We start from the raw sequence: 15,138 nt of genomic DNA, 5'->3' as shown, positions 1-15,138 counted from the left end.
AAACCTGTAAAAATATGCATGATATCAACTTAAGCTATTAAACTATTTTTCCAGTTTCAATAGAATATAAGAGTTCTAAATACAGCTATAAAACTATATATTTACAACATACCGTTGCTATAAGTTTTCATTTAAAAATTCACAATAAAAAAGAGGCCTAAGCCTCTTTTCTTCAAGCCTGAAATCTATGCCTCAGTCGGATTAGTCAGTTCCGTCATTGGCCAACGTGGAGTTGTCGTCACAGCCAAGCCATCATGCTGTCCTGCTTTGAGACGCTGATAGCCCGCAAAAGCAATCATGGCACCATTGTCTGTACAGAGTGCAGGTTCAGCATAATAAACAGATGCACGAATCTTGGCTAAATCTGCTTCTAAACGCTCACGTAAACGCTTGTTGGCACTAACACCGCCCGCAATCACCAGGCGTTTAAGCCCCGTTTGCTTCAGTGCTTTCACCGACTTTTTCACCAGAGTATCGACAATGGCTTCCTGAAAACTGGCAGCGATATCGGCATCGCGGTTTTCATCACCGAGTTTTTTCATTTGTACAGAAACTGCGGTTTTTAGACCACTGAATGAAAATTCTAAACCTTGATGCAGCATTGGTCGCGGGAATGCAAATGCATTTGGATCGCCCTGCTCTGCCAGTTTGGAAATATTCGGGCCACCCGGATACGGCAGACCCATCATCTTCGCGACTTTATCAAATGCTTCGCCTGCCGCATCATCAATGGATTCACCCAAGAGTTCATACTGGCCAATGCCATAAGCAGCCATGAGCTGAGAATGTCCACCCGATACCAACAATGCGACAAATGGAAACTCAGGCGGAGTTTCTGACAATAAAGGTGCCAGCATATGACCTTCCATATGATGCACACCAATTGCGGGTTTATTCAGCGCAAAGGCCAAAGTACGACCAAACAATGCACCGGTCATGAGTGCGCCCATCAGACCCGGGCCACGGGTATATGCGACTGCATCAATTTCTGATTTTTTCACGCCGCTCTGTTCAAGCAGCTCATTGATAAGTGGAATCAGTTTACGCACATGATCACGTGACGCCAGCTCTGGAACTACACCGCCATATTCTGCATGCAGTTTAATCTGGCTATAAAGCACCTGTCCGCGCAAACCCAACTCGCTGTCATACAGCGCAAGTCCTGTTTCATCACACGACGTTTCCAAGCCTAAAACGATCATTAAACTGCCTATAACCTGTATCAATTCTATTGCAGCAACTATTATAGACTTGTGGTATGAGATGTAAATGAGTAAAATGCTGACCTTCACTTGTGATTGAGGGCAATTCAGCCCGAGATCTTACCCTAACTGATATGAGGATTCTTCATGCCACAAGTTAAATTGAAAGAAGGCGAACCAGTAGACGTAGCTATCCGTCGTTTCAAACGTTCATGCGAAAAAGCGGGTGTTCTTGCTGACGTACGTAAGCGTGAATTCTACGAGAAACCAACTCAAGAACGTAAGCGCAAAAAAGCTGCTGCTGTTAAACGCTACCAAAAGAAATTGGCGCGTGAATCAGTACGTACAACTCGCCTTTACTAAGATTAATTTGTGATTGATTGCCTGGAATAAATAATGACGACTTTAAAAGACCAAATCACGGATGTTTTGAAAGCAACAATGCGTGCCAAAGAAATGTCCAAGCTGACGGTCATTCGTAGTCTACAGGCAGCAATTAAGCAAATCGAAGTCGATGAGCGCAAAGAACTTGACGACGCTCAGGTTCTTGCGGTCATTGAAAAACAAATTAAACAACGTAAAGAATCGGTTAAAGCCTTTGCAGGCGCTGGCCGAGATGATTTAGCTAGTAAGGAACAAGCCGAAATTGAGATTTTGTCTCAGTTTCTACCAGAAGCTATGACTGAGGAAGAACTTGATTCCATGATTGCGCAAGCTATTGCAGCGCAACAAGCTACTAGCATGAAAGATATGGGTAAGGTGATGAATTCTCTGCGTCCGCTCATAGCCGGGCGCGCCGATCCTGCACAAGTTTCCGCCAAAATCAAAGCGCAACTTGCTTAATCCATACTCTCTAGCATTTCCTCTTTAACGTTGAACTGCCTTTAATCAAAGACAGTTCCTGACGTATTCTCATTGCAAATTACAATCGACCTGATAACGCTTAAGTAATTGCATCTCTTTAGACGATTTCACTTCTACAATTACATCCTGTTTACTCATATTTTGAAACTGACGATTTAGATAAGCACGATTCTGGTCAGCGGCTTGATATAAACGATCAACATAGCGTCCTACAATTCCACAAAATTTTGCATTCTGCTCAGGACTAAATCCCTGTTGCTGCGGATTTAAACCACTTAAAAACTGACGCGATTCCTTTTTATAATCCGCATTAATTCGTTCTATCGTTTCCACATATTCAACTGCACTCGCAGCAAAAACCCCATAACTCCACCCCAGTAGACACACGCCCAATAGTATTTTTTTCATATTATGCTTCAATTTGATTCACGCTGATCTTTCAAAAATATTGTAGCCTGATTGAATATATTCTTGCTATATCATCCTGATACAAAAACTTAAAACCCAGTTCAGCTTTAAATCTTATATTGATGTGCCTGCTGCATCTGCTTCAGACGCTGGCGAATGGTGGACGATAAAGATTGATTATTCTTTACGCTACGCTGTGCATGTAATAATGATTTGATGGCAGTTTCTTCATATCCTGACCAGTATTCTACTTCTGCACGATAGCGCAGCACATTAGCAGCCTTAATCGGCGAATCTGGCTCTGCATTGGCAGCCAGTTGCATTAGTCGCCAGCCACTGACATCCCGTGAATTGGCATTTAGAAATCGCTGCACTAAAACTTTTGCTTTATCGGGTTGCTTGGCGCGAATCAGCACTTCTGCATATTTATAATTGAGCGCTCGATTTTCCGGCATGATCCGCGCTGCTGACGCTACACTTTCCAAAGCTGCATCAAGCTGGTTCTGAGCTAAATAAATATCAGTCTGGAATAAAACCTGTAAAGGATGCATCTGGTTATGCTTTTTTGCTCGATCTAAAGTGGCCTGCGCGGCCTGGAAATCACTTTGCTGTATTTGATAGGCAGTTAAGGCAAGCTGGCCTGCAAAATTATTTTGCCGGTCCATCAGGATAAGCTGCTCTGCATTGGTCTGACCAGACAATACCCTGCTATACCACTTGATAATTTCAAAGTCTTGATCATTGAGATTGCGTTTCACCGCAGGAAGCTGGTTGGCACGTAAACGCGCTTCACTCATACGCTCTGTGGTGAGTGGATGAGTGAACCAGAAATCTGGCAGAAAGCTCAATCGGCTGGTCGAGCGATGCATGACCTCAAAGAAGTCTGCCATGCTATGCGGGTTATAGCCAGAACGGTACATATACTGCATCCCGATCCGGTCTGCTTCGCGCTCCTGATTACGACTATAGGTGAGCTGTTTATCTAGAAGTACTGCCTGTGAACCCATCATGACCGCTGTGCCGACATCACCATCTGCCTGAGAAGCGACCAAAGCACCGACGAGAATTCCGGCTAGCGCCAGTAAACCTTGGCCTTTAAATGCATCCTGAGAACGACTGTAATGACGTTGTGTGACATGTGCAATTTCATGCGCCATCACTCCTGCCACTTCATCCATGTTTCGGGCTGAATTAATCAGACCAGCATTAAGTGCAAAGAGGCCACCCGGTACGGCGAAAGCATTAATTTGCGGATCATTAATCACCAGCAAACCGATCGGCTGTTGTAACTGAGTTTGACTCAGTATATGAGAAAATACCGAAAGCAGTTGATCTTCAAGCCATGGATTCTGCATGACTGGCATTTGTTTATGCACTTCACGATAGACTTTTTCACCGATCATTTTTTCTTTTTGTTGATCGAGTAAGCCGACGCCTGTACCAATATCAGGCACAGAAAATTGTACATTTACTTGATTAAAATCATGGTTAGAGCCGTGCCCTGCTACCATATACAGACTTAAGCCACACGCCAGCGCCAATCGTTTCAATGAAAAATCTCTAATCCTGCCGATCTAATTTATCTTGAATATAGCATTGAACAATGAGCAGAGACGCAAGAAAATGTTATTTTTTAATACCATTTAAACGACGAATCAGATGCATTTTAAAATTCCGGATTGACCACATAACGGGGCACTCGTCCTTCCAAGGCATCAACAAGATTCTGATAAGCCAGTTCTGCCATTTTTTTACGGGTGGCTGCAGTGGCCGAACCCACATGTGGCAATGTAACCACATTATCCAACTGGAATAATTCCGATTCCTTTAACGGCTCTTTCTGATACACATCCAGACCGGCAGCAAAAACCTGCTTGGCTTTTAAAGCTGAAATTAATGCCTGTTCATCAATGACCGAGCCACGTGAAATATTGACCAATACTGCATGGGATTGCATTTTAGCCAATTCCGCTGTCGCAATCAGCGCCTTAGAATCCGCATTCAAATCTACTGCAACGACCACAAAGTCAGAACGCTGTAACAGTTCCTCAAGCTGGCAATATTTCGCATTCAACCCTTGAGCAAGTTCTGGTTTTTCCCGACGATTATGATACAGAATATTCATATTAAAACCGTAAAAACCACGACGTGCGATTGCAGCTCCAATATGACCGAGACCAATAATTCCGAGGGTTTTTCCAAAAATATCCATACCAAATTGTGCTTCGCCCACGGTACGCTGCCATTGTCCCTGCTTGGTCCATTGATCCAAGTAAGCCACTTTGCGTGCTGCTGACATCAGTAAAGTGAAAGCCAGGTCAGCAGTGGTTTCAGTCAGTACATGCGACGTATGACTGAGATAAATTTTCTTTTCATTTAAATAATCCAGTTCATAGTTGTCATAACCGACACTGACACTGGAGATAATTTTTAACCGGGTGACACTGGCCAGATTATCGCGATTCAACAAGCGCCCTGCGCCAATCATGCCATCAGCATCCTGAACCTGCTGCAAAAGCTGTTGATTCACATCGCCTAGCTTCGGTTGTATATAACTAACCTGATAATTTTGTTCCAGCTTGTTTTGAATATCAGTATCAATTTGACTAAATACAACCACTTTTTGTTTCATCTATTTTTATTCCACAGCAAGATTATCCCAGACTGGCAGTCCTATTTTGCATAAACTGCCATAAACGTTTTTTTAGAATCGGCTGATCCAGCATTTCTTGTAAAGATGCCAACTGGATCATTTTCGTATTTGATATATGCGCTACAGGCCCGAGGAAAATAATATTTTTCTCTGCACTCATTCCATCCAGAAAACCCTGAATATAGGATTCTACACCATGTCCATCCTGAACATTGGCCCAGGGAAATGGCCAGTTCAGCTCATGAAACTCACCTGGGACTGCACGCTGGATATTGCCCCATAAATTCTGGGTGTCTTCGGTCATTGCAGTTGCATCAATCACGATACTGCAATGTGCCAGACTTAAAGCCTGCAAACTGAATGGCGGGATTTGTACGATTTCACGCTGTTCCTGAACAGGTGCAATGTGAGTCGGTGCCGCAGGTGGTGTATCAACCTTAAGCGTAACAATTGGCTCTGGCTCAGGAATCGGTAGATCAGCCAACGCCTCTACGGAAGCAGGCTGTGGTAAGACGATATCGGTGTGAAATTCAGGTGCAGCCTGATCACGCCAGATCGAAACCTGGTGCGGCTGACATGCGCTGTCCCTAGGAATCCAGAGATCGATTCCTAATGTTGCCAGTATGTCACGCTGATGCCCAATCATCTTTTCATCATCACCAATTTCAGGCTGAACATTTTAGCCGGATTGCCTGTGCTTTGCCGAACTTTTTCAGCTTTTCTTTTTTATCCTGATGGATTCTAGTACAAAGTTTAGCTGTCTGCTAAAAACCGTGCTTTTAATACACAATTAAACCATTCCTGCTGTTATAACAGATTCCGGCTAAAGCTGCGCGTTGTCATTTATTTTCTACAGAATGGTTAAACTGTTCTTCTTTAACATTTGCTGAACGACCTGTTCTGCCTCAAAACCCAAGCGCCAATACAACAGCTCCATCACGTCCAACTCATCCTGTGTCACGATACGATCACTCCACAAACAGGCCTCTGCAATACCTAAAATACTGAGGCGATCACGCAATAATAGCCCCGCAATATCATTCAGGATTTCTGCTAGATCAATCGGCTCATCAGAAATTTCATTATATAAGTCCAGTTCCTGAGCGGTCAGAATCCGGTTTAAAATCCGCTCCCGCACCTCAAGCTGGTTGCCGCTATTAATCTGCTGTACATGCAGCAAGGCGTCGATCAAACGCACAATCTGTGGCTTGACCTCATCGAGTGCTGTAGGCGTATGTGCAGGAAGCAGATTTAACTCATATTTCACACATTCCAGTAATAATGCATCCAACAGGCCAATTTCGCCATCTTCCTGAATGATCCGTGCCAGCTTCATCAAAAACTGCCGTGCGACAGTTGTCGGCATGCCACCAATATTCTTGCAGGCTTGCTGAAAAATCGAAATATGCACCCGCCCGTCCAGATTGAGCAATGAATCTACAATGGCACGGCTGACTTCAGCCTCAGTCGGAATAAATTCACGATATTGACGAATCATTAAAATGGCGACCATCACTTCACGAGAACCGGTTGCCGTTTGTAATGCACGCTCAATCAGTTCCGGACGTGGCATCTTGAGCCGAAGTTCCGGATTCAGTGGTTTGATCGCATCTTTAATCGCAAAACTGATCGGAGACAGCCGCAATAATGGCAAAGGTTGTGGCGAGCTCCAGCTCATTGCAGTTTCAGGCACCACTTCTTCTAAAGAACGGAACAAACTAAACAAAGGCTGATTTTTGAGTTTTTTCAGATTCTCAAGCTGTAAGTCCTGAATCAAGGCAGGATTTAATTCATAAATCCGCTGATTGATATGGGGATGAATATTCAGCCAGTTTTGTGGGCTCAAGGAATTGGCAAAGCACATATGTGAAATGGATTCAGCATATTCACTATAAATCTGGGAGCCAGAATGATGCACATGGATTCTGAGTAAAGTCTGAATATTGGCATCATTTTGAATTAGGCGTCGGGTCTTTCGATCATTTTTATAGGTCCGACCACCCAGTGAAATATATTTAATAAAACGGGAAATCAAAACACCCAAACTACCAATCAGCCAGATCACCGCACCGACTGCAACATAGAAAGTTTCAAACTTGTTTTCACGCGGACTACCCGCTCGATAAAAACCGGACTTGGCAATCTTACTGCCACACTGACTAAACGTGGTTAAACTGCTATACAGGATTTTCAGGCGGGTATTTTCCGCAGCTTCACCAGAGAGAATTTTATTGAATTCATGGCTGAGCAAGCCATACAGCTCGACTTTATCCAGTGTTTGTATCGCACCCCAAGTCAGGATAATTGCGGTATCCCGCGGACTAAAACCTGCCGTCAATGCATTGACACCAACTTCATCGGGCAGCACATATACCGCCGGAACATCAATCAGAAAAGTCTCTGCCAGCTGCTGGTTAATGTGCAGTGCAGCACTTTCTTCTGGAATACTGTCCATCGGACTCAACCGACGCGCACCCAACTGCTTCGCCAGTGAATAACCACCATTCCGAAAAATATAAAACTCGTAGATGACCGAGATCATCATGGCACATAACAACAAAGCAATCAGGTAAGGACTCAGCGCATGCCAGAAGATTGACTGGCTAGGATCAGTATAAAAAACAAAGAGACCAACAACGGTATTAATAATAAAAATAGTCAACAGAATTGCAATCAGGCAAAAACTTACAGGCAGTACTATATTTTTGTTTTTTATAAAATCGTATCCTACGTTTCGCAATGCAGAATCCTAAAATGATGATTTTCAATGGGCTCATCATAAAACAAAAAAGCGGGAAATTCCCGCTTTTTCATGATGATTTTAACTACTTAGACTTCGCGTACGCCAGTCAAATCCACTGAAGCTGCATCAATATTGACATCAATATAATTGCTTTCTTTCATGGCACTGTCACTACGTTTTTGCTGAAGATCATCCAGATATTGCGCATCAATACCGCCCGAAACATAGATGCCATCAAAGACTGAACAATCAAAGTCTTTGACATCCGGTACTTTGGTGGTTCTTACCGCATCTTTCAAATCTTCCAGATCCTGGAAAATCAGACGGTCAGCACCAATAATTTCACGGATTTCTTCCACGCTACGTTCCGATGCAATCAGCTCAGATTTCGCCGGCATATCAATACCGTAAACGTTTGGATATTTCACCATCGGTGCTGCAGAAGCGAAGAATACTTTTTTCGCACCAGAATCACGAGCCATCTGGATAATTTCATTACAGGTCGTACCACGGACAATCGAGTCATCCACCAACAGTACGTTTTTACCTTTAAACTCAAGCTCAACCGGGTTCAGTTTTTGACGTACCGATTTTTTACGCAGCTGCTGACCAGGCATAATGAAGGTCCGGCCGATATAACGGTTTTTCATGAAACCTTCACGGAATTTCACGCCCAACATATTGGCAAGTTCTAGCGCTGAAGTACGTGAAGTATCCGGAATCGGAATCACCACATCAATATCATGCTCTTCACCCCACTCACGCAGAATTTTTTGCGCCAGCTTCTCACCCATTTTCAAACGTGCTTTATACACCGAGATTCCATCAATGATGGCATCTGGACGGGCAAAATAAACATATTCAAAAATACAAGGACGGTATTCAGCATTCGCCGCACATTGCTTGGTAAAAAAATTACCTTCTAAATCAATAAATACCGCTTCACCAGGCAAAATATCACGCTCAACTTTAAAGCCCAGTGCAGTAATCGCAACCGACTCAGAAGCAATGATATATTCCATACCCTGTTCAGTTTCACGTGAACCGTAGATCAGTGGACGAATACCATTTGGATCACGGAAGCCCACCAGCCCTTGACCGGTAATCATCGCCACTACGCCATAAGCACCTTTACAACGCTCATGCACACGTGTTACCGCATGGAAAATATCTTCTGACGTTGGTACCAATTTGCCATGTTTTTGCAATTCATGCGCCAACACGTTTAGCAGGACTTCCGAATCAGAATCAGTGTTCATATGACGCAAGTCAGTTTTGAACAGGTCATCATGAATTTCTTCGGCATTGGTCAGGTTACCATTATGTGCCAAGGTAATCCCGTACGGCGAGTTCACATAAAACGGCTGTGCTTCAGCACTGCTCGATGAACCGGCTGTTGGATAACGCACATGACCAATACCGTAATTTCCTTTCAAAGCACGCATATGACGGGTATGGAATACATCACGTACCATACCATTGTCTTTGCGCAGGAATAAACGTCCTTCATCACATGTCACGATCCCAGCTGCATCTTGTCCACGATGTTGTAACATCGTTAATGCATCAAACAACATTTGGTTAACGGGTGATTTACCAGCTATACCAACTACTCCACACATAGCAACCTCGCAGACAAGCTAGGATTAATAAAAAGGATTATTTGTAGACTCATCTGCAACTCCAGACTTGGACGATGTTTCAGATGATGAAGCTGAAGGTTTCGATGCCCCTTCAGGCTTGATATGTTGTAGTGCGCCATTCGCGGCTTCTTTCGACATTTGAGTCGCCCAAGGCGCATAAGGCAATAAGGCTTGAATAAACTTGGACTGTTTCCAGTGCGGCGAGCTTTCTACCCACGGACCAATCCCCTGCATGGTAATCAGGACAATGAGCAAACCTTTCAGGCTACCAAAGACACCACCAGCCAGACGGTTGAGAGGACCCAGTTTAAGACTCTTTAAAATACGGTTCAACAGTGCAGTAACGATCCAGGTCAGAACTACAATCAGCAGGACGATAAAGGCGAAGGCCGCAATCTTTTGTACAACTGGATCTGTACTCAGAGCAACCATAGACGGCGCAAGTAGCGTTGAATATTTTGCCGCAACAATCAGGGCAAAGATCCATCCCACTAAGTTCGCAAAGGCTTTAATAAATCCTTGACGCAAACCGTTGAGCCCTCCAATGAGCAAGATAATCAGTAGAAAGATATCAATGGCATTCATAGGATTTAAAGTGCGTCTACACAATCTTTTACAAGTTTAGGTCCAGTATAGATGAGGCCACTATAAACCTGTACAAGGCTGGCGCCTGCCTGTTTCTTGGAAACAGCATCTGCACCTGAAAGAATACCACCCACACCAATCAATGGAATTTGTCCTTTTAATACCGCAGCAAATGCAGCCAGACATGCGGTACTTTTCTCAAATACTGGCGCGCCAGACAAACCGCCCGCTTCCTCTGCATGCTCCAGACCCTCTACCCCTTCACGTGACAGTGTGGTATTCGTCACGATCAGACCATCGATCTTGAATTGCAATAACTGTTTGGCAATAAAGGCAATATCGCTGTTATCCAGATCAGGCGCCACTTTGAGTACCAAAGGTACATAATGCTGGTATTCCTGAGCCAATTCAAGCTGACGCTTCTTCAATGTTTCCAGCAGTTCGGTGAGTGCATCACCACTTTGCAGGCTGCGCAGGTTTTTGGTATTGGGAGAAGAAATATTGACGGTAATATAAGAAGCATAATTATAGACTTTTTCTAAACAGATGAGGTAATCATCTACTGCTTTTTCTACCGGAGTATCAGCGTTTTTACCGATATTAATACCGAGAATACCTTTAAATTTGGCCGCTTTGACATTTTCAACCAGCTGATCCACGCCATCATTATTAAAGCCCATACGGTTAATAATGGCTTTGGCCTGTGGCAAACGGAATAAACGCGGATGAGGATTGCCGGCTTGCGGTCGCGGGGTAATGGTACCAATTTCAATAAAACCAAAACCTTGACCGGCAAGGGCGTCAATATAGGCACCATTTTTGTCCAAACCTGCCGCAAGACCTACCGGATTGGGAAATTCGATTCCCATACAGGTCACAGGTTTCGCAGCAACGTTTTGACGCATCAAGCCCATTTTATGGGATGATTTCAATAGTGATAATGTCAGCTCATGTGCACGCTCTGGTGCTAAAGAAAACAACAAAGGGCGGGCTAGAGAATACAACATATCCAGAAAAGTCTACTGCTTTTTAAGTCGGCATATTATAGGCATAGGCTGACAAAAAAACCATGCTTTGCAAATCTTTATTTTTACCGTTTATTGTATGGTCGCCGTTAATTTAATCTGTCCTGCCTCATTATTTAGTTCCATTTTCTCGATACTTAGCCCCATTTGTGCCAGCTGAGTCAGGAAATTTGCCAGTACTGCATAATTTTCATGCATGACCGCCAATTGAATTTTTCCTTCCATTTGCTGGGAAGCCACCGACAATCCTTGCTGCTGTGCGACTCGCTGTACTTTCTCCGCTGCATCCAGTTGGGTGTCCCCAGCCGGTTTCATGGTTACTGCATTACTTTGCATCCAAACAATGGTATCTTTCAGCTGATTTAAGCGTTTTTGCTGGGTATCTGCCGCCTGATGCATATACCAGAGTGCAGAACCGACTGCCGCCACAATCACAAAAACAGTGGTAAAAATCACCATTACCCGTTCACGTACCGACAAGCTGTCCAGATAATCACTCAGTTTTTCAAAAGACTGATCCATACGATTTTGTAGCGCTTCAATGCCTTTCATTATTGAATCCTCACCAGTCCGATCGCAGCTGTTCCGCTGGCCTGAATATTCCCCAGCTCCACCTTAAAGCCTTGCTGGCTTAATTGTGTGGTCAGTGCATTTAACGTTTCTGATGAATTGGCTTTAAGTTCCATACTTAGCACAGAAGCATCATAATTCACCCGTTGTGCCACAATCTGATTTTGCATCAAGACAGGCCCCACCCGACTAATCAGCTGTAATGCATGCGTATCTGCAATCTGGCTTTGACGCAACTGCCCTTCAAACTGACTTTTGATATTCTGCTCAGTGACCGGATAATTTTGTCCAAACCAGTATTTAAACTGGTCAATGGCTTGCGCAGCAGTCTGATTCGCCACTTTCTTATATTGATACCAGCGCATAGCATCATAACTAAACTGCAACACCAAAATACCCAGAAAAACTGCCGCGCAGGCTTTCCAGTAGCCGGAAATAGCACCATCGGATTTTGCTTTAGGCAAGACATTAAACGGATGCTGTTTCGGTTTTTTCAGTACAGGAATTCCATATTGGAAAGACTCCAGTTGCTCCTGAGTGACCAGTGCTTCAAGACTACGCAACTGCTCCTGATTCAGGTTGCTCACCTTATAGCTGAGGTCCTTGGGCTGATAATCCAGATAAAGGCTCAGATCATCTAGCGACTGACCGATATATTCCGACTCGCGCACCAGCAAACGCCCACCAATTTGAGCAATCACACGCTGGTTGGCCTCAGGAATCGGCAGCACCAAAAAGTCCGGCAACAAAGCTGCTAGCTTGACCGGGATCAGGCTTAAAGCATGTTGCAAGGTCTCAAGCGTAGAATTCGCAATTCCTATAATGCTGATCTGATCCGGCTGTTGAAAATGATGCAGCACTTTCATGGCATCTACCGGCAGCACCACATATTCTTCGAGCAAATATTTAATGCCATCATTGCCCATTTTCTTATATTGGCTCTTGGGCAAGGTCTGCTGCAAAATTTGCACATGACGGCTCGGGAAAAATACCACTGCCTCTTCGCCATGATGAGCTTGTATATCCTGAATCAGCTGCTCAAGTGTGTGCGCAGTGTTCCAGAACTCCCCAGTTGACCATTGCCAAACCCCATTGGCTTCTGGCATCCATAAATACAACATTGATTGTGTTCTGCCGTTTTAATTAATTTTTTATAGTGTAGGAATAAAGCTTTTTATCTGTGTGGATAAACCCGGGGCAATCACCGCCTGATCATAAATACGTGTCTCTGCCAATGCATAGGGATGAAAAGATTCAGCCAGCAGAATGGAAGACATATGTGCCACCACATTCATATGACACACCACTGCAATCGACTCATAAGGCAGTTGCGACAACCATTCTACTGCAACTTTGGCATCATCATCCGGTTTGATGGTATTACAGATCACCACCGGCACATCTTTAAAATACTGCTGCAAATGTGCCAGAGTTTCCTGCGCACGCAATAACGGACTGACCACAAAGACTTCAGGCTTAATCAGATCCTTTAAGAACTGTGCAGTTTGCTCAGCCTGTTGATGACCACGCTCCGTTAAAGGTCGCTTGGTGTCATTACCATTGACCGGTGGCGCGGCCTCGCCATGTCGAACTAAAGTCAGTTGCATTTGATTTCCTTATATTCTTTTGCCTGCATGATAAGCAGCGAATATGACAATTCGCAGACAGTCCCTGTGTTATAGATCAGACTTGATGATGTGGCAAGACAAATTCAACATCACTGCGATGACCGTTTTTCATCAATGACAATGCAATATTGAGTGGCGGCGCACCTTCAAAAATCACATCATACAAGGCCGAGGTAATCGGCATATACACATCGAGCTCTTCCGAACGTGCCTTGACCTGTACAATGGTATTAATCCCTTCTGCCGTTTGCCCCAACTCAGTCGTTGCCTGCTCCAAGGTTTTACCTTTACCAAGCGCATAACCCACCTGATAATTACGGCTAAGAGGGCTGCTACAGGTAGCGAACAAATCACCCACACCTGAAAGCCCAAGGAAAGTCAGCGGATTAGCACCGAGTTTTACTGCAAAACGGCTCATTTCGGCCAAAGCACGGGTCAGGATCATACTCTTGGTATTTTCACCCACGTTATACGCAGCAGCCATGCCCATCGCGACAGCATAGATATTTTTTAATGCGCCCCCGAGTTCTACCCCATGCACATCATCACTAGCAAATACGCGGAACAAGGCACTATGTAGGGCTTGTTGTACGGCATAACGCACCAGCTCGGACTGGCTGGCAATCACGGTTCCTGCCGGCTGTCCTGCCACAATTTCCTTGGCCAGATTCGGTCCTGATAACACACCATAAGGCACTTCAGGCAACACTTCACGAATAATATCGCTCATGAAACTAAAGGTTTTGGCTTCAATACCCTTGGTCAGCGAGATCACGGCTTGCGATGTAATAAAAGGTTTGATTTGCTGCAAAACATCCCGGAAAGAATGGCTCGGAATTGCGACTAAAATAATATCGCGATCACGCACAGCCTGTTCCAGGTCTGACACCGCCAGCAGATTTTCTTCTAACTTAAAATCTGGCAAATAGCGTTTATTGATATGGGTGGCATTAATATCTGCCGCAACTGCTTCATCACGAATCCAGATCATGGTATTGCAACCATTACGCACTGCAGTATTGGCCATTGCAGTACCAAAGCTGCCCCCACCCAATACCGTTACTCTTAAAGCTGTCTTATGATCAACTGCAACCGGTTCTACCAGTTTTGAGAAATTTAATTCTGACATCTTATTTTTTAATATCCTGTTATACCGTGCAAACTAGCTGTTCTGGTTCCAGTAACTGACAAAATCACCGGTTCGAATCTCTGTGCGTGCTGGAATTGCTTTTGCGGCAGTGCCAATATAAATAATACCCGAGACCAGATCGTCTTTTGAAATTCCCAATGCCTGCTTAAACAGGCCAGACTCGACTACAGCACCGCTACGCCACATGGTTGAGAAACCCTGAACCTGAAGTGACAGCAGAAAATTCTGAATCGCTGCGCCTGAACTAAGGATTTGCTCAAAATGAGGAACTTTAGGATGATCCTGCAAACGCGTTAAGGCAAGTACCAATAAAGGCGCACGAAATGGATGATTTTTAACACGCTCAATCTGCGCTGTTTCAGTTTCACCCAAATCGACGAGCGCCTGCGACAGCAACTCTCCAAAAGCTTCACGCTGATTATCTGGAACCACCACAAATGTGGTCGGCTTGAGCCGATGATGATCGGGTGCAGTTAATGCCGCCTGAAAGGCTTTTTCCAGTTGTTCTGCATTCGGTGCCGGTGCCAGCAGATGACCAATCGATTGTCGTTGGTGAATATTTTGATGAACGATGTCAATCGCAGATTCCGTCATTGCCTTGTATATCTACACTTAAAAACTATACTCAAGATTAGCATATTCAAAGAAAAATACGCTAGAAACTTCA

Annotated in this window: 16 protein-coding genes; 2 read left to right on the top strand and 14 right to left on the bottom strand. The window is 44.3% G+C overall.

Translation table 11 applies throughout. From position 1 onward, the window contains the following. Positions 1–185: 185 nt before the first annotated feature. Positions 186–1,202, bottom strand: coding sequence for a tRNA (adenosine(37)-N6)-threonylcarbamoyltransferase complex transferase subunit TsaD (gene tsaD / locus F893_RS08320; protein ID WP_004280030.1), 1,017 nt, complete (start codon positions 1,200–1,202; stop codon positions 186–188). A 147-nt stretch (positions 1,203–1,349) separates the two neighbouring features. On the opposite strand from tsaD, the gene rpsU reads away from it, so the two are divergent. Together rpsU and F893_RS08310 are read left to right on the top strand one after the other, a co-directional pair. Further along, the gene (rpsU, locus tag F893_RS08315; protein ID WP_001136722.1) at positions 1,350–1,565 is read left to right on the top strand and encodes a 30S ribosomal protein S21; all 216 of its coding nucleotides are present in this window, start codon (positions 1,350–1,352) and stop codon (positions 1,563–1,565) included. Between the two features lie 33 nt (positions 1,566–1,598). Further along, positions 1,599–2,045 carry a GatB/YqeY domain-containing protein gene (locus F893_RS08310; RefSeq protein ID WP_004280076.1) on the top strand — a complete coding sequence of 149 codons (447 nt, stop codon included), beginning with the start codon at positions 1,599–1,601 and terminating at the stop codon, positions 2,043–2,045. 69 nt (positions 2,046–2,114) lie between these two features. Here the strand turns inward: F893_RS08310 and F893_RS08305 are convergent, their stop codons facing one another. From F893_RS08305 to F893_RS08245, 13 genes are all read right to left on the bottom strand, one after another. Further along, positions 2,115–2,474, bottom strand: coding sequence for a hypothetical protein (locus F893_RS08305; protein ID WP_005251454.1), 360 nt, complete (start codon positions 2,472–2,474; stop codon positions 2,115–2,117). Positions 2,475–2,581: 107 nt separating this feature from the next. Continuing rightward, positions 2,582–4,024 carry a M48 family metalloprotease gene (locus F893_RS08300; RefSeq protein WP_004280078.1) on the bottom strand — a complete coding sequence of 481 codons (1,443 nt, stop codon included), beginning with the start codon at positions 4,022–4,024 and terminating at the stop codon, positions 2,582–2,584. A 116-nt stretch (positions 4,025–4,140) separates the two neighbouring features. Next, the gene (locus F893_RS08295; protein WP_004280079.1) at positions 4,141–5,106 is read right to left on the bottom strand and encodes a 2-hydroxyacid dehydrogenase; all 966 of its coding nucleotides are present in this window, start codon (positions 5,104–5,106) and stop codon (positions 4,141–4,143) included. Positions 5,107–5,128: 22 nt separating this feature from the next. Then, a complete protein-coding gene (locus tag F893_RS08290) occupies positions 5,129–5,773 on the bottom strand; it encodes a hypothetical protein (RefSeq protein WP_004280080.1) in 645 nt (214 codons plus the stop codon). Positions 5,774–5,977: 204 nt separating this feature from the next. Then, the gene (locus tag F893_RS08285; protein ID WP_004280081.1) at positions 5,978–7,867 is read right to left on the bottom strand and encodes a M48 family metalloprotease; all 1,890 of its coding nucleotides are present in this window, start codon (positions 7,865–7,867) and stop codon (positions 5,978–5,980) included. Positions 7,868–7,956: 89 nt separating this feature from the next. After that, positions 7,957–9,492: an amidophosphoribosyltransferase gene (gene purF, locus F893_RS08280; RefSeq protein ID WP_004280083.1), complete on the bottom strand. Its 1,536-nt coding sequence runs from the start codon at positions 9,490–9,492 to the stop codon at positions 7,957–7,959. A 24-nt stretch (positions 9,493–9,516) separates the two neighbouring features. After that, positions 9,517–10,098, bottom strand: coding sequence for a CvpA family protein (locus F893_RS08275; RefSeq protein ID WP_004280084.1), 582 nt, complete (start codon positions 10,096–10,098; stop codon positions 9,517–9,519). 5 nt (positions 10,099–10,103) lie between these two features. Then, the gene (locus F893_RS08270; protein WP_004280086.1) at positions 10,104–11,105 is read right to left on the bottom strand and encodes a quinone-dependent dihydroorotate dehydrogenase; all 1,002 of its coding nucleotides are present in this window, start codon (positions 11,103–11,105) and stop codon (positions 10,104–10,106) included. 90 nt (positions 11,106–11,195) lie between these two features. After that, positions 11,196–11,675 (bottom strand): type II secretion system protein GspM, encoded by a 480-nt coding sequence (gene gspM, locus F893_RS08265; RefSeq protein ID WP_004280088.1) that lies wholly within the window; start codon positions 11,673–11,675, stop codon positions 11,196–11,198. Beyond that, complete coding sequence (gspL, locus tag F893_RS08260) at positions 11,675–12,814, bottom strand: type II secretion system protein GspL (RefSeq protein WP_004280090.1); 1,140 nt, start codon at positions 12,812–12,814, stop codon at positions 11,675–11,677. The genes gspM and gspL overlap by 1 nt, the downstream gene beginning before the upstream one ends. A 30-nt stretch (positions 12,815–12,844) precedes the next feature. Beyond that, positions 12,845–13,300 (bottom strand): phosphoglycerate mutase family protein, encoded by a 456-nt coding sequence (locus F893_RS08255; protein ID WP_004280092.1) that lies wholly within the window; start codon positions 13,298–13,300, stop codon positions 12,845–12,847. Positions 13,301–13,376: 76 nt separating this feature from the next. Next, a complete protein-coding gene (locus tag F893_RS08250; protein ID WP_004280094.1) occupies positions 13,377–14,450 on the bottom strand; it encodes an NAD(P)H-dependent glycerol-3-phosphate dehydrogenase in 1,074 nt (357 codons plus the stop codon). 33 nt (positions 14,451–14,483) lie between these two features. Next, positions 14,484–15,065, bottom strand: a complete 582-nt coding sequence (locus tag F893_RS08245) for a nitroreductase family protein (protein ID WP_004280095.1) — start codon at positions 15,063–15,065, stop codon at positions 14,484–14,486. Positions 15,066–15,138 lie beyond the last annotated feature (73 nt).

The sequence above is a fragment of the Acinetobacter sp. CIP 102136 genome, assembly GCF_000369685.1.
In the GTDB taxonomy this organism is placed as follows: Bacteria; Pseudomonadota; Gammaproteobacteria; order Pseudomonadales; family Moraxellaceae; genus Acinetobacter; species Acinetobacter fasciculus.
Note: the sequence above shows the minus strand (reverse complement) of the source record. Positions and strands in the feature narration are given on the sequence as shown.

Bases quoted from the DNA above. Each gene is read 5' to 3' on its own strand.
- tsaD (WP_004280030.1), bottom strand. From the start codon at position 1,202: ATGATCGTTTTAGGCTTGGAAACGTCGTGTGATGAAACAGGACTTGCG.
- rpsU (WP_001136722.1), top strand. From the start codon at position 1,350: ATGCCACAAGTTAAATTGAAAGAAGGCGAACCAGTAGACGTAGCTATC.
- F893_RS08310 (WP_004280076.1), top strand. From the start codon at position 1,599: ATGACGACTTTAAAAGACCAAATCACGGATGTTTTGAAAGCAACAATG.
- F893_RS08305 (WP_005251454.1), bottom strand. From the start codon at position 2,474: ATGAAAAAAATACTATTGGGCGTGTGTCTACTGGGGTGGAGTTATGGG.
- F893_RS08295 (WP_004280079.1), bottom strand. From the start codon at position 5,106: ATGAAACAAAAAGTGGTTGTATTTAGTCAAATTGATACTGATATTCAA.
- F893_RS08290 (WP_004280080.1), bottom strand. From the start codon at position 5,773: ATGATTGGGCATCAGCGTGACATACTGGCAACATTAGGAATCGATCTC.
- purF (WP_004280083.1), bottom strand. From the start codon at position 9,492: ATGTGTGGAGTAGTTGGTATAGCTGGTAAATCACCCGTTAACCAAATG.
- F893_RS08275 (WP_004280084.1), bottom strand. From the start codon at position 10,098: ATGAATGCCATTGATATCTTTCTACTGATTATCTTGCTCATTGGAGGG.
- F893_RS08270 (WP_004280086.1), bottom strand. From the start codon at position 11,105: ATGTTGTATTCTCTAGCCCGCCCTTTGTTGTTTTCTTTAGCACCAGAG.
- gspM (WP_004280088.1), bottom strand. From the start codon at position 11,675: ATGAAAGGCATTGAAGCGCTACAAAATCGTATGGATCAGTCTTTTGAA.
- gspL (WP_004280090.1), bottom strand. From the start codon at position 12,814: ATGTTGTATTTATGGATGCCAGAAGCCAATGGGGTTTGGCAATGGTCA.
- F893_RS08255 (WP_004280092.1), bottom strand. From the start codon at position 13,300: ATGCAACTGACTTTAGTTCGACATGGCGAGGCCGCGCCACCGGTCAAT.
- F893_RS08250 (WP_004280094.1), bottom strand. From the start codon at position 14,450: ATGTCAGAATTAAATTTCTCAAAACTGGTAGAACCGGTTGCAGTTGAT.
- F893_RS08245 (WP_004280095.1), bottom strand. From the start codon at position 15,065: ATGACGGAATCTGCGATTGACATCGTTCATCAAAATATTCACCAACGA.